Source organism: Streptomyces rubradiris (assembly GCF_016860525.1).
In the GTDB taxonomy this organism is placed as follows: domain Bacteria; phylum Actinomycetota; class Actinomycetes; order Streptomycetales; family Streptomycetaceae; genus Streptomyces; species Streptomyces rubradiris.
The window spans coordinates 1,867,195-1,891,423 of sequence record NZ_BNEA01000015.1 but is presented as its reverse complement, the minus strand read 5'-3'; the positions used below and the strand labels follow the sequence as shown (position 1 = coordinate 1,891,423).

Annotated in this window: 25 protein-coding genes; 11 read left to right on the top strand and 14 right to left on the bottom strand. The window is 73.3% G+C overall.

Going from position 1 to position 24,229, the window contains the following annotated elements:
• Positions 1-55 precede the first annotated feature (55 nt).
• The 4 genes from Srubr_RS21590 to Srubr_RS21575 all read right to left on the bottom strand — a co-directional run bounded on the left by Srubr_RS21590 (position 56) and on the right by Srubr_RS21575 (position 5,106).
• Positions 56-841 carry a TIGR04222 domain-containing membrane protein gene (locus Srubr_RS21590; protein ID WP_189990125.1) on the bottom strand — a complete coding sequence of 262 codons (786 nt, stop codon included), beginning with the start codon at positions 839-841 and terminating at the stop codon, positions 56-58.
• A 123-nt stretch (positions 842-964) separates the two neighbouring features.
• Complete coding sequence (locus Srubr_RS21585) at positions 965-2,290, bottom strand: MbnB/TglH/ChrH family RiPP precursor modification enzyme (protein ID WP_189990127.1); 1,326 nt, start codon at positions 2,288-2,290, stop codon at positions 965-967.
• Between the two features lie 385 nt (positions 2,291-2,675).
• Positions 2,676-4,121: an MFS transporter gene (locus tag Srubr_RS21580; protein WP_189990129.1), complete on the bottom strand. Its 1,446-nt coding sequence runs from the start codon at positions 4,119-4,121 to the stop codon at positions 2,676-2,678.
• Positions 4,122-4,155: 34 nt separating this feature from the next.
• Entirely contained in the window at positions 4,156-5,106 is a 951-nt protein-coding gene (locus Srubr_RS21575) for an HAD family hydrolase (RefSeq protein ID WP_189990131.1), read from the bottom strand.
• Between the two features lie 339 nt (positions 5,107-5,445).
• Between Srubr_RS21575 and Srubr_RS21570 the strand changes: the two genes are divergently transcribed.
• Complete coding sequence (locus tag Srubr_RS21570; RefSeq protein WP_189990133.1) at positions 5,446-5,646, top strand: hypothetical protein; 201 nt, start codon at positions 5,446-5,448, stop codon at positions 5,644-5,646.
• A 10-nt stretch (positions 5,647-5,656) separates the two neighbouring features.
• Here Srubr_RS21570 and Srubr_RS21565 read toward each other — a convergent pair whose 3' ends face one another.
• Entirely contained in the window at positions 5,657-6,517 is an 861-nt protein-coding gene (locus Srubr_RS21565; protein ID WP_189990134.1) for a LuxR C-terminal-related transcriptional regulator, read from the bottom strand.
• Positions 6,518-7,267: 750 nt separating this feature from the next.
• On the opposite strand from Srubr_RS21565, the gene Srubr_RS21560 reads away from it, so the two are divergent.
• Entirely contained in the window at positions 7,268-7,537 is a 270-nt protein-coding gene (locus tag Srubr_RS21560; RefSeq protein ID WP_229926443.1) for an AfsA-related hotdog domain-containing protein, read from the top strand.
• A gap of 127 nt (positions 7,538-7,664) precedes the next feature.
• Here Srubr_RS21560 and Srubr_RS21555 read toward each other — a convergent pair whose 3' ends face one another.
• Positions 7,665-8,393: a peptidyl-tRNA hydrolase gene (locus Srubr_RS21555; RefSeq protein WP_229926444.1), complete on the bottom strand. Its 729-nt coding sequence runs from the start codon at positions 8,391-8,393 to the stop codon at positions 7,665-7,667.
• Positions 8,394-8,807: 414 nt separating this feature from the next.
• Here Srubr_RS21555 and Srubr_RS21550 point away from each other — a divergent pair, with 414 nt between their 5' ends.
• Positions 8,808-9,692 carry an ABC transporter ATP-binding protein gene (locus tag Srubr_RS21550; RefSeq protein WP_189990139.1) on the top strand — a complete coding sequence of 295 codons (885 nt, stop codon included), beginning with the start codon at positions 8,808-8,810 and terminating at the stop codon, positions 9,690-9,692.
• Positions 9,689-10,360 carry an ABC transporter gene (locus Srubr_RS21545; RefSeq protein ID WP_189990141.1) on the top strand — a complete coding sequence of 224 codons (672 nt, stop codon included), beginning with the start codon at positions 9,689-9,691 and terminating at the stop codon, positions 10,358-10,360. The genes Srubr_RS21550 and Srubr_RS21545 overlap by 4 nt, the downstream gene beginning before the upstream one ends.
• Here the strand turns inward: Srubr_RS21545 and Srubr_RS21540 are convergent.
• From Srubr_RS21540 to zapE, 8 genes are all read right to left on the bottom strand, one after another.
• Complete coding sequence (locus Srubr_RS21540) at positions 10,352-10,534, bottom strand: hypothetical protein (RefSeq protein WP_189990143.1); 183 nt, start codon at positions 10,532-10,534, stop codon at positions 10,352-10,354. The two genes, Srubr_RS21545 and Srubr_RS21540, sit on opposite strands and share 9 nt — an antisense overlap.
• Positions 10,535-10,569: 35 nt before the next feature.
• Entirely contained in the window at positions 10,570-11,406 is an 837-nt protein-coding gene (locus Srubr_RS21535) for a polysaccharide deacetylase family protein (RefSeq protein ID WP_189990145.1), read from the bottom strand.
• Between the two features lie 91 nt (positions 11,407-11,497).
• Complete coding sequence (locus tag Srubr_RS21530) at positions 11,498-13,021, bottom strand: FAD-dependent oxidoreductase (RefSeq protein WP_189990148.1); 1,524 nt, start codon at positions 13,019-13,021, stop codon at positions 11,498-11,500.
• Positions 13,022-13,077: 56 nt separating this feature from the next.
• Complete coding sequence (locus Srubr_RS21525) at positions 13,078-14,148, bottom strand: slipin family protein (RefSeq protein ID WP_229926445.1); 1,071 nt, start codon at positions 14,146-14,148, stop codon at positions 13,078-13,080.
• Positions 14,149-14,253: 105 nt separating this feature from the next.
• Positions 14,254-15,732, bottom strand: coding sequence for a SulP family inorganic anion transporter (locus Srubr_RS21520; RefSeq protein ID WP_189990150.1), 1,479 nt, complete (start codon positions 15,730-15,732; stop codon positions 14,254-14,256).
• Between the two features lie 8 nt (positions 15,733-15,740).
• Positions 15,741-16,319, bottom strand: a complete 579-nt coding sequence (locus Srubr_RS21515; RefSeq protein ID WP_189990152.1) for a carbonic anhydrase — start codon at positions 16,317-16,319, stop codon at positions 15,741-15,743.
• An 87-nt stretch (positions 16,320-16,406) separates the two neighbouring features.
• Entirely contained in the window at positions 16,407-16,802 is a 396-nt protein-coding gene (locus Srubr_RS21510) for a hypothetical protein (protein WP_189990153.1), read from the bottom strand.
• A 201-nt stretch (positions 16,803-17,003) separates the two neighbouring features.
• Positions 17,004-18,107: a cell division protein ZapE gene (zapE, locus tag Srubr_RS21505; protein WP_189990156.1), complete on the bottom strand. Its 1,104-nt coding sequence runs from the start codon at positions 18,105-18,107 to the stop codon at positions 17,004-17,006.
• Positions 18,108-18,143: 36 nt separating this feature from the next.
• On the opposite strand from zapE, the gene Srubr_RS21500 reads away from it, so the two are divergent.
• The 7 genes from Srubr_RS21500 (at position 18,144) to Srubr_RS21470 (ending at position 24,145) form a co-directional block, all read left to right on the top strand.
• Positions 18,144-18,962 (top strand): pyrimidine reductase family protein, encoded by an 819-nt coding sequence (locus Srubr_RS21500; RefSeq protein ID WP_189990158.1) that lies wholly within the window; start codon positions 18,144-18,146, stop codon positions 18,960-18,962.
• A gap of 129 nt (positions 18,963-19,091) precedes the next feature.
• Positions 19,092-19,565 carry an indole-3-glycerol phosphate synthase gene (locus tag Srubr_RS21495; protein ID WP_189990160.1) on the top strand — a complete coding sequence of 158 codons (474 nt, stop codon included), beginning with the start codon at positions 19,092-19,094 and terminating at the stop codon, positions 19,563-19,565.
• 145 nt (positions 19,566-19,710) lie between these two features.
• Positions 19,711-21,102, top strand: coding sequence for a UDP-N-acetylmuramate--L-alanine ligase (murC, locus tag Srubr_RS21490; protein ID WP_189990162.1), 1,392 nt, complete (start codon positions 19,711-19,713; stop codon positions 21,100-21,102).
• Between the two features lie 16 nt (positions 21,103-21,118).
• The gene (gene msrB / locus Srubr_RS21485) at positions 21,119-21,526 is read left to right on the top strand and encodes a peptide-methionine (R)-S-oxide reductase MsrB (protein WP_189990164.1); all 408 of its coding nucleotides are present in this window, start codon (positions 21,119-21,121) and stop codon (positions 21,524-21,526) included.
• Positions 21,527-21,690: 164 nt separating this feature from the next.
• A complete protein-coding gene (locus tag Srubr_RS21480; protein WP_189990166.1) occupies positions 21,691-22,824 on the top strand; it encodes an ABC transporter ATP-binding protein in 1,134 nt (377 codons plus the stop codon).
• Positions 22,821-23,474: an ABC transporter permease gene (locus Srubr_RS21475; protein WP_189990169.1), complete on the top strand. Its 654-nt coding sequence runs from the start codon at positions 22,821-22,823 to the stop codon at positions 23,472-23,474. The genes Srubr_RS21480 and Srubr_RS21475 overlap by 4 nt, the downstream gene beginning before the upstream one ends.
• Positions 23,471-24,145 (top strand): ABC transporter permease, encoded by a 675-nt coding sequence (locus Srubr_RS21470; RefSeq protein WP_189990172.1) that lies wholly within the window; start codon positions 23,471-23,473, stop codon positions 24,143-24,145. The genes Srubr_RS21475 and Srubr_RS21470 overlap by 4 nt, the downstream gene beginning before the upstream one ends.
• The last annotated feature ends 84 nt before the right edge of the window (positions 24,146-24,229 follow it).

The window sequence follows — 24,229 nt, the reverse complement described above, 5'->3', positions numbered from 1 at the left end:
TGCCCCCTGTGCGCCCCCGGCGTCTGCCGGGCCGCCGGGTTCCGGATGCCTCCGGTCACTCGCGCAAGGGCTGGTCGCGGTGGGTGAAGGCCGCGCGCAGCTCGGGCTCGCCGATCGCGTGGATGCCCCGTACGGCGACGGAGGTGAGGAACGACCGCTCGTCCCCGGCCGGCTTGCCGGTCAGCGCGCGCAGCAGCCGCTGCCCGGCGGGGGAGGCCCAGGGCGAGTAGGGGTGCACCTCGAACCGGGCGATGGCCAGGCTGCCCAGCGTCAGTATGAGGGGCAGCGCGAACCACGCGCCCAGCAGCGGGCGCGGTGTCCCGGTGTCGCCGGGCAGCAGCAGGGCCGTGATGCCGAGCGCCGCCACGGCGAGCGCGGCGGCGCGCACCTGACGGACGGCGGACGCCACCGTGTCCGAGCACTCGGGCACCGCGAGCCCGGCGTGCACCAGGCCGTCGGCCAGGCGGCGCACGGCCTCCGCGTCGGCCGCCCGCCTCCGCACCGGGGCGATCCGCGACTGCCCCCCGGGTCCTATGGCTTCTATGACGGACCGTTCGATCTCGTCGCGGCCCCGGGGGTCCACGACCGTGGCCCAGCCGGTGTGCGCGAGCAGCAGCCGGCGCTCGCGGGCCATGGAGACGAGGGCCACATCGGCGACCCGCGCGGGCCCGCCGGAGAGGAACGCCGCCTCGTACAGCGTCAGATCGCGCTCGGCGACCACCTGCGCGTCGGGCGCGTCCGGCGCGTCCGACGCGTTCGTGCGTACGGCCGCCAGGCAGAGGCGAGCACAGGCCGTACCGGCGAAGGCCCAGGCCAGGAAGAGGAGAAGGACCCAGAACATGAGCTGTTTGTATGCCAGGAGACTGGGCAGGCACCATGCTCTGTTCACTATCCGGACGCACTGTTGCCGGTATGTGACGTTCCGTTTGCCTCGCTGGTCAGGGCCCCGGCCGACCGGACCGGCTCAGGACGGCCGGCCGGTGCGCCGCCGCAGCAGCCGCTCCCACAGCCCCCGCTTCCGGGGCGCCGGGCCCGCCCGGTCCAGCCACCACTCCCGCAGGGCGCGGTGGGCGCGGGCGTCCCCGGGCCGGCCCAGTTTCAACAGGTGACCGGCGAAATCCAGCGCGTCCTGCCGGTAGCCGCCCCGCATCGGGCGCCGCCGCGCGTACTCCAGGAACGCCTCCCGGTACCCGGCCCCCAGGATCACCGGCAGTTCGGGCGCCACCTTCGCCACCACGCCCGCCCGCTTCGCGGCGAGCGCCCGCGCCTGCACTCCCGTCCGGACCCGGTCGAACCCCTCCGGCACCGGCGTCCCCGCCACCAGCGCCGACAGTACGGCGGTCTGCGCCACCCCGAGTCGCTCGCGCACACCGGCCACCGGCCGCGCCAGCACACCGACGCCCCCCGCCCCGGCACCGGCGGCCCCCCGCGCCTCCGTACGCTCCGCCGTCCGCTCCCCGGCGCGCTCGCGCCCGGCCGTCACCGCCTCCCGGATGGCCGTCAACTCACGTTCCAGTTCAGCTGGTTCGGGGAAGTTCTCGTCCCGCTCCAGCAGTACCCCGGGCGGTGCGACCCGGGTGGCGAGGCCGGTCAGGACGTCGAGCACCGGGCGGGGCACGGGGTGCGCGTGGCTGTCGTGCCAGACGCCGTCGCGCTCGAAGCCGCCCGCGACATGGACGTAGGCGATCGCCTCCACCGGCAGCGCGGCCAGCACCTCGGCGGGGTCCTCGCCCCGGTTGACGTGGTTGGTGTGCAGGTTGGCCACGTCGATCAGCAGCCGCACCCCGGTCCGTTCGACCAGCTCCGACAGGAACTGTCCCTCCGTCAGCTCCTCGCCCGGCCAGGAGAACAGCGCGGCGATGTTCTCCAGGGCCAGCGGTACCGGCAGCGCGTCCTGGGCGATGCGGACGTTCTCGCACAGCACGTCCAGCGCGTCCCGGGTGCGCGGCACGGGCAGCAGATGACCGGCCTCCAGCCGGGGGGACGCGGTGAGTTCGCCGCCCGCCCGGACGAAGGCGATGTGCTCGGTGACCAGCGGGGACCCGAGCACCTCCGCGCGCTCGGCGAGCGCCGTCAGTCGCCTGGCGTCGGGCCGGTCCGCGCCGCCGAGGCCGAGGGAGACGCCGTGCGGGACCACCGTCACGCCGCGCTCGCGCAGCCGCAGCAGCGAGTGGGGGAGATGTCCGGGGCAGACGTTCTCCGCCACGACCTCCACCCAGTCGATGCCCGCCATCGCCTCCACAGCGTCCGCGATCTCCGGCCGCCAGCCGATCCCCGTCCCCAGCCGCATGGCACCTCCCCCTCCTCGGCCTGTGCTTCGTGCGTCGAGTGAGGGGGATATGGCCCCGCCGGCCACCCACGAACCCCGCCCGGAGGCGTTCAGAGCAACATTTGAGGTTCGGGTGGCCACGGCGGCCCGGACGCGACCGGGCGCGCGCACCCGGTGCCTCGGGGGGTGCCCGGCAGGGAGCGTGGCCGGGGGGCCGCGTACCGGGGGACGGTGGTGAGGACCGCGCGCATGTCCCGGTTCGTCCGGAGGAACCAGGCCGGCGTCCAGAACCAGCGTGGGGGTGGGCGCGCCGGTGGCCTGGGCGAGATAGGCGATCACAGGAGAGTTCGTCCAGCTGTCCGTGGGGCGGGTGGACGCCGTGGTGCTGTGCGTCCGGAGCGGGTGCTCAGCCCGCCTTGCCGGCCAGCGGGCCACGCAGGCCGGTGGCGGCGACCACGGCGCCGAGCAGGGCCATGGCGCCGGTGGCGGCGAAGGTGGTCGTGAAGTCGCCGGTGCCGGGACGCGCGCCGAGGAGGATGACCAGGACGGCGAGCCCGAGCGCCTGGAAGACGTTCTGCGTGGTGGTCACCAGTGCCGCGCCGACGCCCTGGTTCTCCCCGGGGATCTCGGAGGTGGCCGCGATGAACATGGCCGGGAAGGCGATGCCGTTGCCCAGTCCGGACAGCAGCAGCCCGGGCAGCACACCGGTCGCGTAGCTGTCGCTGTGGACCCCGACCGCGAGCAGGCCGAGGCCGATCGCGGCGAGCAGCAGCCCGCCCGTCACCATGGTCCTTGGCCCGTGCCGCCCGACCAGCCGGTCCGTGACGGCGTTGCCGATGATCACGGTCACCGTCAGCGGCAGGAAGCCCAGCCCGGCGGCGAGGGGGCTGAAGCCCTGCTGGTCCTGCAGGAACAGCGTGACGAGGAAGAACTCCACGCCGATGCTGAGCACATAGCAGGCGTCCACCGCACAGGCCACCATCAGCGACCGGGTGCGCCACAGTTCGCGGGCGATCAGGGGGCTGGCGCTGGTCCGCTCGCGCACCACCCACAGGGCGGCCAGCACCACGAAGCCGGCCAGGCCGACGAGGGTGACGGTGTCGGACCAGCCCGCGTCCCCGAGGCGGGTCAGGCCGAGCACGAGCAGGAGGATCGCGCCGGTGCCGAGGATCCCGCTCAGCGCGTTCAGCGGCGTCGGCGCGGCCGCGTCGGTGCGGCGGCCGGGCAGCAGGAAGAGACCGGCGACGATGACCGCGGCGGCGATCGGTACGTTCACGAGGAACACCCACTGCCACGACACCGTCGTCAGCAGCCCGCCCAGGGCGACACCGCCGACCAGGCCGATCGCTCCCACGGCGCCCCATACGGCCATGGCGCGGTTCCGCTTGGGGCCGGGCGGGAAGACCTGCTGGATCAGGCCCAGGGTGGCCGGGTCGAGCAGTCCGGCCCCGATGCCCTGCAGCGCGCGGGCGACGACGAGCATGGTGAAGTCCTGGGTGAGCGCGGCCGCCAGTGAGCTGGCTCCGAAGAGCGCGGTGGCGCCGAGGAAGACCCTGCGAGCGCCGAAGCGGTCCCCGGTGCGCCCTCCCACCAGGAGGAACCCGGCGAAGAAGATGGCGTAGCCGCTGACGATCCACTGGAGCCTGATCTCGGGCAGCGCCAGATCCTCGCCGATGCTGGGCAGGGCCACGTAGACGATGGAGAGGTCGAGGGTGGCGAGGAACAGCCCGCAGCCCAGGACTGCCAGCGCCCATGCCTGCCGGCCGCTGATCCTGTTGTCGGCCGGCGCGGGAGCGCTCTGGGCGGCGGCCATCGCGCCGGTCGGGTTTCCCGACGTTGCTTCTGTGGTCATGACTGTGCTTTCTCCCGGTGTCTCGTGTCGTGCCTCAGGCACGGACCGGGTCGGCCGGGACGTGTTCCGACAGGGTTTGTACGACTTCGCCGAAGGACCGGCAGATCAGCGCGCCACCATCGGCGAGCTCCTCCTCGGCGCCGACGCCATAGGTGACCGCGACCGGCAGCAACCCCGCCCTGATGGCCATGCGCATGTCAGTACTGGTGTCACCGATACGGGCGCACCGCTCGACCGGCACACCCAGCTCGCTCGCCGCCCGCGGCCCCCTCTCCGGGTCGGGCTTGCCGCGCCGCACCATGTCGTTGCCGACGACCGGGCCGAACAGCTCACGGATACCGGTGGCGGCAAGGAGCTTCTCGGCGCTGCCGGAGATCTTCGACGTGCCCACGGCCAGCGGCAGCCCGCGCCCCCGCAGGTCCCGCAGCCCCTCGGCGACCCCCTCGTACGGCAGGGCGGGGCCCGCGCTGAGGACCTCGGCGTCGAACAGCTCTCGGTAGCGGGCCACCGCCCGCGCGGTGACCGGGTCGTCCACCGCCTGCCCCGGCAGCGCGGCGCCGGAGGGCTCCAGCGGCCTGCCGATGGTCGGTGCCACCTGCGCCTCGGTGACGTCCGCTCCGAACTCCGCGCACACCCGCGTCAGCAGGCGGCCGATCGCGGCCGGGGTGTCGGCGAGGGTTCCGTCCAGGTCGAAGACGGCTGCCTGGATGACCTCTTCCATGGCCTGCGCGTCGAGGGCGTCCGCCTCGGCGATCGGGTGGGTGACCAGGGCGCCGCCGCGGCCGTCCGCGATACCAATGGTGGCGGGCACGGCGCCGGCCGGGCGCACCGCCCGCTCGATGGCGCGGGCCGTCTCCACATTGCCCGGACAGCCCATTCCGCGGGCGATGACCGTGGATTCCAGCGCGACCACCGGGCGGTGCTCGGACAGCGCCGTGGCCACTTCTTCGCCGAGTTCGACCAATTCGTTCACGGTCTCGTTCACCGAGGCAACCTCCGACTCGCTGGGTGAATTCCGATCGCGTGGCAACAATCGTGTTCGGCCGGTGTGTCGCTTGTCCATCGAACGGGGTGGCGAAGAATCGCCTGGCGTTTTCCCGACAGATATCCATGCACGTCGAGCGAGGTGTCGACGGCGAGTGTCAATGGCGAGTACCCGCCTGTCCGGCATTGGCCAACAGGCATTCACGGAACTTACCCGAGTGTTTTTATGACACCGTGGGAAATCGCCTCGGTGAGGGAGCTCCTCCGCCCGGAAGGGATCACGGGGAAGAGTGAAAGAGGCTGTACCGGAGGAACGAGGCAGGAAAGGAGAGAGAAAGGAATGGAAACGGAGCAGGCAAAGAGCGAGGGGCTGGATGTGGGCCGTGCCCTGCGGATGCCGGGGGCGGCGGATTCGGCTTTCTCCTCCAGCCCGGGCAAGACGGAGCTGAAGAATCTCGTCTGGCATCTGCGCCAGGCTCTGCGCCAGGCCGTCGCCTCGGCCCCGGCCGGCGCCGAGGCGACACAGCCGCCCAGACCATGATCGGCCCAGGTCAGCTCAGCAGGCCGAGCTCGGCGGCGCGAGCCCCCGCCTCGAACCGGCTGCGGGCCTCCAGTTCCTCCATCGCGCGGGCCATCAGACGGCTCAGGGTCCGGGAGGACACGCCCATCAGCCGGGCGATCTTCTCGTCCTTCACACCGGAGTTCATCAGCCGCAGCATCGTCAGCTGCTCCGCCGTCAGCCGCTGCCGCGCCCGGGAACCGGGGTGCACCCGCCGCGCTGAGCACCAGGTCCGCTCGAACGACTGCCGCAGCAGGGCGACGTCCCGGGGCGCGCGGAAGACCGTCTCGCCCTCCTCGCCGGGGCGCAGGCCCGCGGCCATGAACACGAACTGCTGGTCGACCACGGCCGTGAAGATTTGTTGGATGTCCACCACGCGGCACTCCACACCGAGTTCCGCCGTCCGTTCCAGATGCTCCGCGCCGCCGTCGACGGCGAGGACGGTGCGCGGGTACAGGGCACGCAGCGCCACACCCTGGGAGGTCAGATCCGCGAACTGGGCCTCGGCGTCCTTCAGGCAAGCCAGCGAGGGAGCAGGGGCCAGCGCCACCCATACCTCGCGACGGGCGCTCAGCACCAGCTCGCGTCCCGGCTCCTCCGGCACCGGCGCGAGCCGGGGTGCCTCCGCGAGTTCGCGCCGCAGGCTGCGCGCGCGGGCGAGCTGTTCCTTCAGGGCCGCCTGGGCACGAGTGAGCGCCGCCTCGACGGCGTCCAGCTCACCCTCCAGGGACGACGGGCCGGCCGTCTCGACGCCGGTCGACGGCAGGGCGCCTCCCACAGTGCGGAGGGCCGTGGTCTGCCGGTGGCCACTGCGTACGGCGGCATCCTTACGCGCGATCCCGACTGAATGCACGAACACTCCCTCATCGACATCGAACGGGCACGCGGTCCGCCCGGGGCACACCACGGGCCGGCCAGCTGTGCGGACACGGCGTGGACAGCCGTGCGGAGAGCTACGCACTCAGAGAATAACAAACAGATCGGTCTGCCTGTTATTGGGCGGGCCACCTCAGCGAGCGACGGGAGACGAAACGAACTCCCCATGCCTGTGGTGACGATCGACTGGTGGCGCGGCGGGCCTGGCGGCTCCGGGGGCGGACTGACCGCCGCCGTTCCGAACCGACCGACCCGTATTGACAGGCCGACTCGGGGTCGCGGCCACCGGACCCGGAGCGCCCTGGTGCCGGCGGCCGCGTACGAAGCGGACCGAACCGGCGACGCCGGCATGAGGGGTGTCTGCCGCAGGGCGGGCGTCAGCCGGGGCGCCCTCAGCCATCACTTCTCCCGGCAAGCAGGACCTGCTGGGGCCCTGCGCGACGAGGCGCGGAGGCGCTGCGCCAGGACGTCGTGCTCCGATCCGGCCTGGCGCTCCTCTGTCGCCTGGTCTGAAGCGCTCGTTCCTGCGGCCCCAGTGCACTCCAAGATGCCTGTTCAAGTACAGACAGATCGGTCTGTATGTTACTGGCGGCAGGTCCGGTCCTGCCGCGATCCGGACCCCTTGCGTTGTCAGGACATAGATGTCAGGACAAAGGTCGAGGGAAGATCAAGGTGACGCTCCCCCCTGTTCCGTCCGTCGCCCGATCTGCCGGCTCTGGCCGCCACCGTGCCCCGCCAGTACGTCTACCGGGCAGCGGTCGCCGAGGTCTTCCTCACCGGCTGGCGGGCGGACGGCCCCGACACGTTCACCGTCGCCGCGCAGTGGCCCCGCGCCCATGCCTACTTCACACCCGTGGCAGGGCGCCTCGACCCGCTGCTGCTGGCCGAGACGGTCCGCCGGACCGGCGCCCTCCTCGCCCACGCCGAGTACCAGGTTCCGACGCGACGGGCTGCCCGGGGCCTGCTCCCGGGCCCTGATCCTGGTCCTGGGCCCTGATTCTGGTCCCGCGCCCTGATCCTGGTCCTGGGAGGGCCCGGGAGCCGTGTCCGCGCCGCACCGTGGCCGCTCGGACACCGGCTCGGCGCGGCGTCGACGTCCGGTCGGGGGAGCAGGTGACGATCAGCTACGCAGACGGCCGCCGCAGCGCCGGATGGTCCGCCACCACCGTGCAGGAACCCGGTGCGATCTCCGTGTAGCCGGCGTCGCGGACCAGGGGGAGTCCGGCGGAGGACAGCCCGGACCAGTCGGCGGGGGCGGCGGTGCGGACGGCCAGCGGGAAGCCCGCCTCGCGCCACGCGGTGCGCTCCGTGCCGGACAGCGCCCACCAGGCCAACTGCGCGCCGTGCCCGGCCTGGGCCATCGCCTTGCCCGCCGACATCTCCAGGTCCGGGTTGAGCCACAGCACCGGCTGCGCCGGGTCGGCGGCGACGGGGGGCTCCGGGTCGTCCAGCTCGGTGCCCGACACCTGGAGCTTCGCCAGGTCCTTGGGCCAGCCGTCCAGCGGGATCGGCGGGAAGACCCGGACCTCGGCCGACTTGCCGGTCAGCGTGATCCCGGGCAGTGCCTCGGCCCGCCGCCACTCGGCGCCCCGGGCCCGCCGGACCACCTTGCGGATCCGCGCGTCCTCCCAGTTGCGCACCGCCTCGGCCCACTCGCCGTCGCCGTGCGCCCGCTCGTCGGAGAGCAGGACGAGCACGGCCCGGGCGGCCGTCTGGAGCGCGTCGGTCCGGGCGGGCGGGGCTCCGCGCTCGATGCGTACGACGAGCGGCAGCACGTACTGCGGCGCCTCGTCACGGGGATCGGACCCGGCGCGGAACGGGCGGGCACTGGCGGGGGCGGGATCATGGCTCACGAGAGCCCAGCCTACGAACCCGCCGACGCACCGATCAACGCGCGGCCCCCGTCGCATCCCGGTCCCCGGCGGAGTCCCCGGCGGAGCCCGGTCCCCAGCGGAGCCCGGTCCCCGGCGCATCTCGGTCCCCGGCGGAGCCTGGTCTGCGGCGGACCCCGGCTCCCGGCGGACCCCGGCTCCTGGCGGACCCCGGCTCCTGGTGGAGCCCGGTCCCCGGCGGAGTCCCCGGCGGAGCCCGGTCCCCGGCGCATCTCGGTTCCCGGCGGAGCCTGGTCTGCGGCGGGCCCCGGCTCCTGGCGGACCCCGGCTCCTGGCGGAGCCCGGTCCCCGGCCGACCCCCGTTCCCGGCACAGCCCGAAGCCCGGCCGGAGAAACCGTGACCGCAGTCGGGGCCGCCGGGACAGAATGACCTCCATGCATCGAGGCCGTGAGCTGCGTCTGACCGCCGTGGGCCGTCGCTACGGTGTGCGCGGGCCCTGGGTGTTGCGCGGGGTGGACCTCGTCGTCGCGCCCGGCGCCCTGGTCCGGATCGAGGGGGCGAACGGCAGCGGGAAGTCCACGCTGCTGCGGCTGCTCGCCCGGCTCGACGCGCCCTCCGAGGGCCGTGTCACCGGCCGGCCGCGCACGGCGTACGTGCCCGAGCGGTTCCCCTCCGCCCTGCCCTTCACGGCCGTCGGCTATCTGACCCACCTCGGCACCCTCCACGGCCTCGGCCGCAAGGCCGCCGCCCGCGCCGCGCACGCCTGGCTGGAGCGGTTCGGCGCGGGCCCGTACGCCGGTACCCCGATGGCGTGGCTGTCCAAGGGCGGCAGCCAGAAGGTCGCCGTCGCCCAGGCCCTGCTCGGCGACCCGGAGCTGCTGGTGCTGGACGAGGCGTGGACCGGGCTGGACGGTGCGGCGCGGGCCGAGCTGGACCGGGCGGTGGCCGAGCGCACGGCAGCCGGGGGCGCGGTGGTGTTCGTGGACCACGACCCGCGCCGGCTCGCCGGGGCGCCGGACGCGACGTACACCGTGGCCGACGGCGGTCTGCGGAGCCGTACCGGAAGCGTGGGCCCGGCGGTGGACGGGCCGGTCACCGTCGTCGCCGTGCAGGGCCCGCCGGGCGGGCGGCTGCCCCCGGAGGTGGTACGGGCCGCCGTCGCCGTGGCGGAGACGGCTCCCGGCGGTCACCGCCTCACCGTCCCCGCGTCCCACTCCGACCTCGTCCTGCGCGCCCTGCTCACGGCCCGCCCGCCCTGGCACGTGGTGCGCGTCGAACCCGCCGACGCCCCGCCCCCCGACCCCGGAAGCCGCCCATGACCGCCCTGCTGCGCTACCAGGCCGACCTGCTGCTGCGCTCCCAGCGCTGGCTGCCCCCGGTGATCCTCTACGCCGCCTTCCTGGCCGTCGGCGTGCGCGGCGGGCAGCCGGTGCTGGACTCGCTCGGCTACACCGCCGCCGCCCTGCTGCCGGTGGCCGCCTGGCTGGTACGGATCTGCGTCACCGGTGAGCCGCCCGCGGCCCGGGCCTGCGTCGCCGCCGCGCGCGGCCCCGCCCGCGCGCACCTCGCCTGCCTGCTGACCGCGCTGCTCGCGGCCGCGCTGCTGGGCGTGGCCGCCGTCGTGGTGGTGACGCTGATCAGCGATCCCGCGAGCACCGGCCACCGGGTGCGCGTGCCGCCGACGCGGGCGCTGGCCGCCGGGCTGCCGGCCGCGCTCGTCTGCGCCCTGCTCGGCACCGCCGTCGGCGCGCTCACCGGCCCGCCGGTGCTGCGCTCCACCGGGCGCGCGGTGCCCGCGATGCTGCTCGGCGCGCTGCTCGCGGCGGTCGCCTCCGGCTCTCCAGCGCGGGCCGCCGTCAGCGGTCTGGTCACCGGCTCGCACAGCGGGCGGGCGCCGGTGCCGCTGCCGCCGCTGGCGGGCGCGGCCCTGCTCGCGGCAGCCGCCTGTGCCGCCGCGGCCTGGCTCACCGGCCGCCGGTCACCCTGAGCAGGCGGTGCGCTGGGCCTCCTGCCACTCGCACACCGGGCACAGCGTGATGCCCTTGTACGACTCCGGGTACTCGGTCGGCTCCCGGCACAGCACACAGTCCGCGTACGGCGGGCCGTCGGCCTTGGGCGGCCGTACCGCCTCGGCGATGGTGCAGTAGTCCTCGTCGCTCATGCCTTCAGCGTAGGACGGCGGTTGTCGGGCGTGGGTCAACGGCCGGTGCCGGTCTCGCCGATCAGCTCGGAGACCTTCACGAACCGGTAGCCGCGCCCGCGCAGCTCCGGTACGACCGTACGCACCACCTGCTCGGTGGTCGGGGCGGCGCTGCGGGTGCAGTGCAGGACGACCACCGAGCCCGGCCGCACCCCGTCGAGCACCTGCCGGGCCACCGCGTCGGCGTCCGTGGCGAACGCGTCACCGCTGACCACGTCCCACTGCACGGCGGTCACCCCGAGCCCGCTGAGCGCGCGCAGCGCCTGCTGGTCGTAACAGCCGCCGGGGAAGCGGAAGTACGGCATGGGGTGCGGCACGCCGGCCGCGCGCAGGGAGGCGTACGCCCGCTCGACGTCCGCCCGCATCCCGGCGGCGTCCACGGTCGGCAGGCCGTAGCAGTCGGCGGTGAAGGCGTAGTGGCTCCAGGAGTGGTTGGCCACCTCGAAGCGCGGGTCGCGGCCCAGGTCGCGGGCCTCGGCCGGGTACTGCTCGGCCCAGCTTCCGGTCATGAAGACCGTCGCCGGCACCTTCAGTTCGCGCAGCGCCCGGATCAGTCCCGGGTTGTCGAAGCGCTCGCCGGAGGCAGCGCGGGGCCCCTGGTCGGCGGTCATGTCGGCGTCGAAGGTGAGCGCGACCGTCTTGCCCCGGGTGCGCGGGCCGTGCTCGAAGACGGGGGTCAGCCCGCCGGGGCCAGGCGCGAGCACCGGCGTACGGGAGGGCGCGGGGGAGCGGGAGGCGGGGGCGGCGGGGTGCTCCTGTTCCGTGGTGCCGCAGGCGGTGAGCGCCGCGCCGAGGAGGCAGAGGGCGGTGAGTCGACGTGCTGGTGGGATCACCCCACGAAGGTAAGGCTTATTGTCCGTTTATATGTATATATGTGTTCGCGTCGCAGTGGTCTCACCCGCCCGGCGGGCCGCCTCCCGCCGGTCAGTCCAGCTCCCGCCGTTCCAGCGGCTTGACCGCCGGGCCCTGGAGCACCGAACCGTCCACCGCGAACCGCGAGCCATGGCAGGGGCACTCCCAGGCGCGCTCGGCGCGGTTGAAGGAGACCAGACAGCCGAGGTGGGTGCAGCGGGCGGACACCGCGTGCAGGGCGCCCTCCTCGTCGCGGTGCACGGCGAGCCGCTCGCCGCCGGAACGGACCAGCGTGCCGTCGCCGGGCGCCAGGTCCGCCACCGAGCCCGGCGCCTTCAGCCGGTCGCCGACGAAGTGCCGGGCCACCTCCGCCTGCGTCTTCAGCAGCGACGGCGCCTCGCGGACCACCGACTTCAGCCGGCGCGGGTCGTACAGCTCCCGCCACAGGCAGTCCCGGCCGGTGATCAGCGCGGTGAGCAGCAGCCCGGCCATGATTCCGTTGCTCAGGCCCCAGCCGCCGAAGCCGGTGGCGACATAGGTGTGCCGGGCGGCCGGGTGGAACGGGCCGACCAGCGGGACGGTGTCGGTGGACTCGTTGTCCTGGGTGGCCCAGGCGTGGTCCAGGCTCACCCCGGGAAAATGCTTCTCCGCCCAGGCGGCGAGCCGGTCGAACCCGGCCTGCGGGTCGCCGGTGCCGGGCGTGAAGTGCTCCCCGGTGACCACGAGCAGCCGCCGTCCGTCCGGGCCGTAGGGGGCGGTGCGCACCGAGCGGGTGTTCTCCTCCGGGGTGATGTACATGCCGTCCGGATCCGGGCCGTCGCCCAGCGGCCCGGCCACGACCAGCTCCCGGCGCGGGGAGAGCCGGGCGAACAGCAGCGCCCGGTCGAACACCGGGTAGTGGGTGGCGATCACCACGTCCCGGGCGGTCACCACGGGGCCCGCCTCGGTGGTCAGCCGGCACGGCTCGCCCTCCGCCAGCGCGGTCACCCGCGTGTGCTCGTACACCCGGCCGCCGAGCCGCAGCAGATCGGCGGTGAGCGCCCGCAGGTACTTGACCGGATGGAACTGCGCCTGCCCGGTCACCCGCACCGCGCCCGCCACCGGGAACGGCAGGCCGGTCTCCGTGGTGAACGACGCCGACAGCCCCGCCTGCCGGGCGGCGTCCGCCTCCGCTCGCACCTCGGCCACCCGCGACGGGTCCCGGACATAGGTGTAGGCGTCCCGGGTCTCCCACTCGCAGTCGATGTCCAGCTCCGCGACCAGCGCCGCCGCGTGCTCGATCGCCTCCGACTGCGAGCGGGCGTACAGCCGGGCGCCGTCCGGGCCCCGGGTGCGCCGCAGCCGGTCGTAGACCAGGGTGTGCTGGGCGGTCAGCTTGGCGGTGGTGTAGCCGGTGACCCCGGCCACCGCCCGCCCGGCCTCCAGCACCGCCACGCGACGCCCGGCCCGGGCCAGCGCGTGGGCGGTGCTCAGCCCGGCGATGCCCGCGCCGACGACGGCCACGTCCACGTCGAGATCCGCGTCCAGGGCGGGGTGGCCCGGCCCGGGAGCGGTGTGCAACCAGTACGAATCGGTGACCTTCCGCTGCTCACGCATGCCCGCCGAGTACCCCGGCCGTCCGGGCTCACATCAGAGGCGGGGCCGGTCGGCGGTCACGTGACCTGCGGCGTGCTGTCGGTGCTGGTCAAGGGGGTCTGTGGCGGGCCGCCGGTGTCGATGACAGGGTCCTGCGGTGGGCCGCCGGTGTCGGTCACAGGGTCCTGCGGTGGGCCGCCGGTGTCGGTCACAGGGTCCTGCGGTGGGCCGCCGGTGTCGGTCACAGGGACCTGTGGCGGGCCGCCGGTGTCGGTCGCCGGAAGCCGAGAGGTGCCGTCGGTGTGCCGCGATCCGGCGTCGGTTCGCTCCTGCGGTCCGCCGTCGGTGTGCCGGGGCGCGGGACCGCGGTCCTGGTCCGGTGGGGCGGGCCGGCCGCCGCGTTCCAGGAAGTGCAGCAGTTCCACCGGGATCGGCAGCACCAGCGTGGAGTTCTTCTCGGCCGCCACCGCCATCACCGTCTGCAGCAGCCGCAGCTGGAGCGCGGTCGGCGTCTCCGCCATCTGCTGGGCGGCCTCGGCGAGCTTCTTCGAGGCCTGGAGCTCGGCGTCGGCGTTGATGATCCGGGCCCGGCGCTCCCGGTCCGCCTCGGCCTGGCGGGCCATCGACCGCTTCATCGTGTCCGGCAGGGACACGTCCTTGATCTCCACCCGGTCGACCTGGATGCCCCAGCCCACCGCCGGGCTGTCGATCATCAGCTCCAGGCCCTGGTTGAGCTTCTCGCGGTCGGAGAGCAGGTCGTCCAGGTCGCTCTTGCCGATGATCGACCGCAGGGACGTCTGCGCCATCTGCGACACCGCGAACTTGTAGTCCTCGACCTTCACCAGGGCGCTCGTCGCGTCGACCACCCGGAAGTAGACGACCGCGTCCACCCGGACGGTGACGTTGTCCCGGGTGATGCCCTCCTGGGCCGGCACCGGCAGCGTCACGATCTGCATGTTGACCTTCTGCAGCCGGTCCACGAAGGGAATGACCAGGTTCAGGCCCGGCGGCCGTACGCCCCCGCTGACCCGGCCGAGCCGGAACAGCACCCCGCGTTCGTACTGCTTGATCACCCGAACCGCCGCCGCCAGATACACGACACCGGCGGAGCCCGCCGCCGCGACGGCCACCAGCAGGTCCTCGACCATGGCGACCTCCTCGCCCAGAGGTCGGTTTTGTCTGCTGTTGCCACGATAGGCCCGTGGGGCCGGGATGCCGAGAGGTTACGGCGTCCCGGCCCCACGGGAGGGCTGTCAGGCGGCTGTGACCAGCTTGACCGGGTCGGTCCCGGCCGTGCTGTGCCGTGCCGCCCAGTTGTCCATGGCCATGCGGCAGGCGTGGTCCACGTGGTGCAGCCCGGACAGGTCGAGCCGGACCGGACGGTCCTGCGGCAGCGACTCCAGGCTGTCCAGGATCTTCGGCAGCCGCAGGAAGGTGGCGTTGCCCGTCAGGCGCGCCTCTATCGGGCCGGTGCCCTCGTCCACGACGTCCAGCTTGACGTGCGAGGCCTCCCAGGCGGACTTCGCCACCGCCAGCGCCAGACCGATGAGCACGCCCTCGAACATGCTGACGGCGACGATGGAGACGGCGGTGACGGCGAGGACGACCGCCTCCCCCCGGTGCTCGCGCCACAGCGAGCCCAGCGACCGGACGGGGATCAGCTTGGCACCCGCGTGGATGAGGATGCCCGCGAGGGCCGGGATCGGGATGTACGCGAGCACGTCGGGCAGCAGCGCCGCGAACAGCAGCAGCCACGCGCCGTGCAGCACCCGGGAGGCCTTCGTACGGGCACCCGCCTGGACGTTGGCCGCGCTGCGCACGATCACCGCGGTCATCGGCAGCGCGCCGAGCGCCCCGCACACCATGTTGCCGGTGCCCTGGGCGATGAGCTCCTTGTTGTACTCGGTGCGCGGCCCGGAGTGCAGCCGGTCCACGGCCGCCGCGCTGAACAGGGACTCGGCGGACGCGATCAGGGTGAACGCGACGACCGTGCCCAGCAGTCCGATGCCGGCGAGTTCGCCGAAGGCGCTCAGCGGCGGCGGCTGGACGGAACCGAGCAGGCCCTGCACCTCGACCGTGGCCACGGGCATGTCCAGCGCGAACACGGCCAGCGTGGCGAGCCCGACCGCGGCGAGCGGGCCGGGCACCGTGCGCACCTTCTCCGGCGCGTGCTTCCACAGCAGCAGCACCGCGATGGTGCCCGCGGCCACCGCCAGGGAGGACAGCGCGCCGGTGTCACCGAAGGAGTCCACGAGCGTGCCGGGCAGTTCGGCGATCTTGTCCAGACCGGAGTCGGGGGCCTTGGCCGCCATCGCCGGGTAGAGCTGCCCGGCGATGATCACCAGGCCGATGCCGGCCAGCATCCCCTCCACGACGGAGACGGAGATGGCACGGAAGTACCGGCCCAGCCGCAGCAGGCCCATGGCTATCTGGATGGCGCCGGAGGCGAGCACGATCACGCCGAGCACCGGCAGGCCGAACTCCTGCACCGCCTCGTAGACGAGCACGGTCATACCGGCGGCCGGTCCGGACACCTGGAGGCTGCTGCCCCGCATCAGTCCGGTGACGAGGCCGCCCACGATGCCGGTGACCAGGCCGAGTTCGGCCGGTGCCCCGGAGGCGACGGACACGCCCACGCACAGCGGGACGGCGACCAGGAAGACGACGAGCGAGGCGGCGAAGTCCTGCTTCAGGTGCGGGAAGCGGGATGTGAGGGTGCGGTTGTCGGTCATGGGCGGACTCACAGGGCCTCGAAACTGTCGGTCTGCTGGCGGTGCGTCCGTACCGTGCCGGTGTGCACCTCGTAGTACCAGGCGTGCAGGCCCAGTTCGCCCTCGGCCACCTTCCGCTCGACGCAGGGGTAGGAGCGGAGCCGCAGCAACTGGGTGAGGACGTGGCTCTGCACGCCCTCGGCGACCTCCGGGTCCTCGGCCTTGCCGGACGGGCGAGGGGTGGCCGAGACCAGCCAGTCGCGCACGGCCGGCACGGCGGTGAGGTCGTCACCGCGCACCAGCGCGCCGACGGCGCCGCAGTGCGAGTGGCCGCAGACCACGATGTCCCGGACGCCGAGCACCTCCACGGCGTACTCGATGGTGGCCGCCTCGCTGGTGGGGTGCTCGGAGGCGTAGGGCGGGACGATGTTGCCCGCGGTGCGCAGCTCGAAGAGTTCGCCGGGGCGGGCGCCCGTGATGAGGGCGGGGACGACCCGGGAATCGGAGCAGGTGATGAACAGGACCTGCGGGGACTGGCCTTCGGCGAGCTTGGCGAACTCCTCAGGGCGTTGTCCGAACGTACGGGCGTTGTCGATGAGGGGCTGCATGTGTGTGGGTTCCTCCTGGCGCGCCTGCCTGGCGCGTCGGACTCGAACGATGGTCGTGGGGGGGTGAGAGCGCGAGGCGCCCGCTTCTCAGCAGCGGAAGACCTGAAGCACTGCCGGAGTGTGGGTTCTGGTGGCTCTCGGGGAAGAGTGGCGTGTTCCGTCGGGCGGTCCCGACGGGGCCTCTCCGGCCCCCCGGCCGGAGTCGAGGATGCTCTCTTCGGGCCATCCGGCCGCCTGGCCGCGATGCCGGTCGCGAAGGTGCGGGGTACCCAGGGGCGCGTCCGGGCTGCCGGGGGCGCGGACGGTGTCCGCTCCGGCACGCGCCGACAGCGCGGAGGGAACAATTCCGGTCTCCGCCTTGAGCAAAGTCTGGCCGAACGTGTGCGCGGATGCGAAGTTTTCGGCGCCCGCGCGCAACTGGAGCGCGAGCAGCACCGAGGCGAGGGCGGCGAGCAGGCCGCGTACGGCTGTACTGCGGAACATGAGCCCCCCCTCCGCCTTGTTCATGTTTCTAGTACGGACCAAGTCTTGGTCAATGGATGGTCAAGAAACACCTTAGCCTGGCAAAGACCTTTGCTGGGTTAACTGGAAGTTAACGGGCTGAGAGAGCGTAAAAAACGCGGGTCAAGTGGCGTGAAGTCGCCCTTGACCCGCGTCAGTTGATGGGTTATTGGATGGCGCCGACTACGCGCCGGTCAGCCCCTTTGCGTCCCGGGCCAGCGCGGTGAGCCGGGAGATGGCGCGGAAGTACTTCTTGCGGTAACCGCCGTTCAGCATCTCCTCGCTGAACAGCCGGTCGAACGGCAGCCCCGAGGCCAGCACCGGCACCTCGCGGTCGTAGAGCCGGTCGGCGAGGACCACCAGCCGCAGCGCCGTCGACTGGTCCGGCACCGGCCGCACGCCGGTCAGGCACACCGCCCGCACCCCGTCGGTCAGGGCGCCGTACCGGCTCGGGTGCACCTTGGCCAGGTGCTCCAGCAGGCTCGGGAAGTCGTCCAGCGAGGCGCCCTCGGTGGCGAACGCCGTCTTCATGACCTCCTCGTCGGAGAAGGGCGCCGGTGCCTCGGGCAGGCCGCGGTGGCGGTAGTCCTCGCCGTCGATGCGCAGGGTGCGGAAGTGGGCCGACAGACCCTGGATCTCGCGCAGGAAGTCGGCGGCGGCGAAGCGTCCCTCGCCCAGCTTGCCGGGCAGCGTGTTGGAGGTGGCGGCGAGCGCCACGCCCGCCTCGACCAGCTTGCCGAGCAGCGTCGACACCAGGACCGTGTCGCCGGGGTCGTCCAGCTCGAACTCGTCGATGCACAGCAGGCTGTGCCCGGACAGCGTGCGCACCGTCTGCTGGAAGCCGAGCGCGCCGACCAGGTTGGTCAGCTCCACGAAGGTGCCGAACGCCTTGCGGGACGGCTCCGCCGGGGCGGCGTGCCACAGGGAGGCCAGCAGGTGGGTCTTGCCGACGCCGTAGCCGCCGTCCAGGTACACCCCGCGCGGGCCGGCCGGGGTCTTGGGCGCCCTGGCCTTGCCGAACCCGAAGAAGCCGCGCCGGCCGGTGCCGGACGCCCGTGGCCCGCCCAGACCGGCGGCGAAGCCCTCCAGGACCCGGACGGCCTCCGTCTGGCTGGGCTGGTTCGGGTCCGGGAGGTACGTGGCGAAGCGGACCGAGTCGAAGCGCGGCGGCGGCACCATCTCGGCGACCAGTCGGTCCGCGGGCACGTGCGGCTCGCGGGCGCACAGGGAGAGGGGGCCCGCGTCGGTCAGGGGGCCGAAACCGGGGGCGGTGCTGGAGGAGGACACGGTTATCCATGCTAAGCGCCGTGTCACACTGCACGGATGCGACGCCTCTTCCCTGTGACCGAAGAAACAGCAGCCCAGGCCCGCACCGACGGGGGAGCACCGGCCGCCCCGGGGGCGGCCGCGGACCGGGAGTGGGGCCTCGCCGAGCTGGCCGCCGCCTACGCCTACCCGGATCCCGGGCCGGGCGCCCCGCGGCCCTGGCTGCGGGCCAACATGGTCTCCTCCCTCGACGGCGCCGCCCAGCACGAAGGCCACTCCAAGCCCATCTCCAGCGCCGCCGACATGCGGATCTTCGGCACCCTGCGGGCGCTCGCGGATGTCGTGCTCGTCGGTGCGGAAACGGTACGGCAGGAGGGGTACCGCCCCGCCCGGGCGCGCGCCGAGTTCGCCGGGGCGCGCGCGGCCGCCGGACAGGCCCCGGTCCCGGCGATCGCGATCGTCAGCGCGAGCCTGGACCTGGACTTCACGCTGCCCCTGTTCACCTCGCCCCTGGTCCCGACGCTGATCCTCACCGGAGCCGCCGCCGCGCCCGACCGGGTCGCCGCCGCCGAGAAGGCCGGCGCCCGGGTGCTGACCGCCGGGGAGGGCATGGGCGTGGAGCCCGCCCGCGCCATCGAGGCCCTCGCCGGCCTCGGACACACCCGGCTGCTCACCGAGGGCGGCCCCCGGCTGCTCGGCCAGCTGATCGCCGCGGAGGTGCTGGACGAGCTCTGCCTGACCGTCTCGCCGACGCTGACGGCGGGCGGCGCGCAGCGCATCGCCGGGGGGCCGGCGGTCGCCGTTCCGCACCGGTTCGCACTCGTGTCCCTGCTGGAGGAGGACGGATTCCTCTTCGGGCGCTACCGTCGGCCTTGAAATCAACGGAATCATCCGTTCCGGTTAGCTTCCGGCGGGCAGACTTAATGCGGCAGTACCCGTGCGATCACGGGGAAGGATGGTTTCCGCAGGGGCCCTGCCGGGCCCTCTAAGGAGAAGAGGCGCCTGGTGTTCACAAGCGTTCTGATGATCGAGAAGGCCATGACGTCCGCCGACGTGGAGTTCGTCACCACCTTGCACGGAGAGGAGCCCGTCTCCTTCCACGTGCTGCTCCAGCCGCGCGGCGAGCAGGCGGACCGGCTGCTGCGGGCCATCGACGACATCGCGCTCGGCGAACTCGACGAGGCGGTGCGGGAGGGCGAGACCCCGGAGGGCCATGAAGCGCGCAGCGTGGGACGGCAGGCCCTCGACGTGTCGCTCCAGGCGCTGCGCTCCGCGGGGAGCGAGGCGGAGGGGCGGCTGGTCGAGGACCACCCGCTGGACGCGCTGAAGGCGCTGGTCGCCGAGGTGGACGCGGACGAGGTGATCGTGCTGACCGATCCGCACTACGTGGAGGAGTTCTTCCACCGGGACTGGGCTTCGCGGGCGCGGCACAAGGTGGGGGTGCCGGTGCTGAAGCTGTTCTCCCACAGCAAGGCGTAGCCGGGGGCGGCGTGCGGCCGGGCGCGCCCGCCGCGACCGGTACGGCCCCTCCGCACGGGCCGGCCCGCGCCCCTTGCGGGGTGTCCGGTGCTCCAGCGCATAGGCTAGGCCTGCTCTAGCTCGTACCGTCTCTGGGGAGAAACGCATGGCACCCGGCCTTCCTACCGCCATGGACCGACCGCACTTCATCGGCATCGGCGGCGCCGGGATGTCCGGGATCGCGAAGATCCTGGCCCAGCGTGGGGCCCGGGTGGCCGGCAGCGACGCCAAGGAGTCGGCGACCGCCGAGGCGCTCCGGGCGCTGGGCGCCACCGTGCACATCGGACACGCCGCCGGGCACCTCGCCGACGACGCGAGCTGTGTCGTGGTGTCATCGGCGATCCGCGCGGACAACCCGGAGCTGGTCCGCGCCGCCGAGCTGGGCATCCCGGTGGTGCACCGCTCCGACGCGCTGGCCGCGCTGATGGCGGGCCTGCGGCCGATCGCCGTGGCCGGCACCCACGGCAAGACCACCACCACCTCGATGCTGGCGGTCTCGCTGACCGAGCTGGGCCTGAAGCCGTCGTACGCCATCGGCGGCGACCTGGACGCGCCCGGCTCCAACGCGCTGCACGGCGAGGGCGACATCTTCGTCGCCGAGGCGGACGAATCGGACCGCAGCTTCCACAAGTACGCGCCCGAGGTCGCCATCGTCCTCAACGTCGAGCTGGACCACCACGCCAACTACGCCTCCATCGACGAGATCCACGAGTCCTTCGAGACCTTCGTGGACCGGATCACCGAGGGCGGCACCCTGGTCGTCTCCGCCGACCACGAGGGCGCCCGGGAGCTCACCCGGCGGGTGCGCGACCGCGCGGTGCGTGTGGTGACCTACGGCGAGGCCGGGGACGCCGACGTGCGCGTGCTGTCGATCGTCCCGCAGGGGCTGAGGAGCCGGGTGACGGTGGTGCTGGACGGGCGGGAGCTGACCTTCGCCGTCTCCGTGCCGGGCCGCCACTACGCGCTCAACGCGGTCGCCGCGCTCACCGCCGGGGCCGCCCTCGGCATCCCGGCCGCCGAGCTGGCGCCCGCGCTCGCCGCCTACACCGGCGTCAAGCGCCGCCTCCAGCTCAAGGGCGAGGCGGCCGGCGTCCAGGTGATCGACTCCTACGCCCACCACCCGACCGAGATGACGGCCGACCTGGAGGCCATGCGCGGCGCCGCCGGCGACGCCCGGATCCTCGTCGTCTTCCAGCCGCACCTGTTCTCCCGCACCCAGGAGCTGGGCAAGGAGATGGGGCAGGCGCTGGCCCTCGCGGACGCCTCGGTGGTGCTGGACATCTACCCGGCCCGCGAGGACCCGATCCCCGGCGTGACCAGCGAGCTGATCATCGAGTCCGCGCGCGCGGCCGGCGCCGACGTGACCGCCGTCCACGACAAGGCGGACATCCCGGCGGTGATCGCGGGAATGGCGAAGCCCGGTGATCTCGTTCTCACCATGGGCGCGGGCGACGTGACCGACCTGGGCCCGCTGATCCTGGACCGACTCGCGCAGTAAAAGGGGCTGAGAGCTGATGGCGTACGACGTCGAGAAGCCGGACGAGCAGTGGCGCGCGGAGCTGACCCCGGCCGAGTACGCAGTGCTGCGCCGGTCCGCCACCGAGCCGGCCTTCACCGGTGAGTACACGGACACCAAGACCAAGGGGGTGTACTCCTGCCGGGCCTGCGGCGCGGAACTGTTCACCTCCGAGACCAAGTTCGAGTCGCACTGCGGCTGGCCGTCCTTCTACGACCCCAAGGACACCGACGCCGTGGAACTGGTCGAGGACCGCTCCCACGGCATGGTCCGCACCGAGGTCCGGTGCGCCCGCTGCGGCTCCCACCTGGGGCACGTCTTCGCGGGCGAGGGCTACCCGACCCCCACCGACCAGCGGTACTGCATCAACTCCATCTCGCTGCGGCTGACGCCCGCGGAGGACTGAGGACGGCACGGCGGCCCCGGTCCCGCTCGACCGGGGCCGGGCGGAGCCACCGCCGCCGACCCCGGCCGCGACGCGCCGTTTTCCCACCAAGCTGTCGCAACACCCGCGGTCTAGACTCTCCCCGCATCAGCCCAGAGCGGACGGACCGAAGGGTACGCGGCGTTTTGATACGGATAGATGCAGTCACCAAGCGGTACCCGGACGGCACGGTCGCGGTCGACCGGCTGTCGCTGGAGATACCGGACCGCGCGATCACCGTCCTCGTCGGGCCGTCCGGCTGCGGCAAGACGACGACCCTGCGGATGATCAACCGGATGGTGGAGCCGACCGAGGGCAGCATCCTCCTCGACGGTCAGGACATCCGGCAGCAGCCGGTCAACACCCTGCGCCGTTCGATGGGTTACGTCATCCAGAACGCCGGTCTCTTCCCGCACCGCACCATCGTCGACAACATCGCCACCGTGCCCCGGCTGCTCGGCAGCAGCAGGCGGCAGGCCCGGGCCCGGGCCGCCGAGCTGATGGAGCGGGTCGGGCTCGACACGGCGCTCGCGGGGCGGTACCCGTACCAGCTCTCCGGCGGCCAGCAGCAGCGCGTCGGCGTGGCCCGCGCGCTCGCCGCCGACCCGCCGGTACTGCTGATGGACGAGCCGTTCTCCGCGGTCGACCCGGTCGTCCGCAAGCAGCTCCAGGACGAACTCCTGCGCATCCAGGAGGAACTGGGCAAGACCATCGTCTTCGTCACGCACGACATCGACGAGGCGATCAAGCTCGGCACCCGGGTCGCCGTACTGCGCACCGGCGGCCGGCTCGCCCAGTACGCCCCGCCCGCCGAACTGCTCAGCGCGCCCGCCGACGCCTTCGTGGAGGACTTCCTCGGCGCCGACCGCGGCATCCGCCGGCTCTCCTTCTTCCCGTCCGCCGGGCTGGAGTTGCAGACCGCGCCCCTGGTGCCGGCCGACGCCGACGCCGGCACGCTCGCCGCCCGGGCCACCGCGGCCCCGTACCTCCTCGTCACCGACCCCGACGGCAGGCCGCTCGGCTGGAGTGAGCCCGGCCGGCTCACCGCCGGCGCCGTCGACCGGGACGAACTCCTCGACTACGGGCGGCCGTTCGTGCCCGGCACCGACTCGCTGCGGGCCGCGCTGGACGGGGCCGTGCTCTCGCCGACCGGATGGGCGGTCGCGGTGGACGGCGAGGGGCGCGCCGTCGGTGTCGTCTCCCAGCAGGTCATCGGCGAGGCGATCCGGGCCGCCCACGGCCGGGTGGCCGAGCGGGCCGGGGAGGCGGCCGGACGATGAGCGGTTTCTTCGACCTCCCGAGCGACCTCGGCCAGAGCTGGCTCGGTCTCGTCGGGCTGCACCTGCGCGAGGCCCTGCTGCCGGTGCTGGCCGGGCTGCTCGTCTCGCTGCCCGTGGCGCAGCTGTGCGTGCGCTTCCGCTGGATCTACCCGCCCGTCCTCGGCATCGCCACGATCCTCTACGCCATTCCCTCGCTCGCCTTCTTCGTGGTCCTCATCGACTACTTCGGCCAGAGCGAGACCACGGTGATGATCCCGCTCGCGCTCTACAGCCTGGTGGTGCTGGTACCGGCGATCGTGGACGGCGTCCGCTCGGTGCCGCCGGAGACCCTGGCCGCAGCCCAGGCCATGGGCTTCGGCGCCGTACGCCGGTACTTCCAGGTCCAGTTGCCCCTCGCCGTGCCCGCCATCATCGCCGGCCTGCGGGTGGCGACCGTGTCCAGCATCTCCCTGGTCAGCGTCGGCATGCTCATCGGCAACCAGGGCGCCCTCGGCAACATGCTCTACGCCGCCCAGACCTACGGGCGCCCCGCCCTGGCCGTGAACGCGGTGCTGACCATCGGGGTGCTGGGCATGCTCGCCGACGCCGCGCTGGTCCTGCTCCGTCTCCTGCTCACCCCCTGGATGCCGCGGAAGGGGGCCGGCCGGTGAACGTCCTCGACTTCGCGCGCGCCTTCTTCGCCGACAGCGCCCACTGGCACGGCTACGACGGCATCCCCACCCGGTTCGCCGAGCACATCGGGTACTGCCTCGAAGCCCTGGCGATCGCCGCCGTGATCGGTCTGCCCGTCGGCCTGCTCACCGGTCACACCGGCCGGGGCGGCAACGCCCTGGCGCTCCTCGCCACCGCCGGGCGGGCCCTGCCCAGCTTCGGCCTGCTGGTGCTGATGTTCATCTGGATCGGCCTGGGGCTGCTGCCGGTGATGATCCCGCTGGTCGTGCTCGCCGTCCCGCCGATCCTGGTCACCACCTACGAGGCGGTCCGCTCCGTCGACCCCTCGCCGGTGGACGCCGCCCGGGGCATGGGGATGCCCGAGGCGCGGGTGCTGTTCCAGGTGGAGGTGCCGGTCGCGCTCCCGCTGATCCTGAGCGGCCTGCGCACGGCGGCCGTCCAGATCGTCTCCACGGCCACCATCGCCGCCTACGTCAGTCTGGGCGGCCTCGGCCGGTACATCATCGACGGCCTGTACCAGAAGGATTACGCGAAGGTCGTCGGCGGCGCCGCCCTGGTCGCCGGGCTCGCCCTGGTGACCCTGGCGGTGTTCTGGGCGGTGGCGCGGCTCGCGGTGTCACCGGGAGTGCGCCGGGGCGGCCGGGGCTGACGGCTGTCGCCGCGACGACGCACGCGGACCGGCGGCGGTTTCCGGCCGACGGCACTTGACTGATCGAGAAGCGGCTGGCTTGGA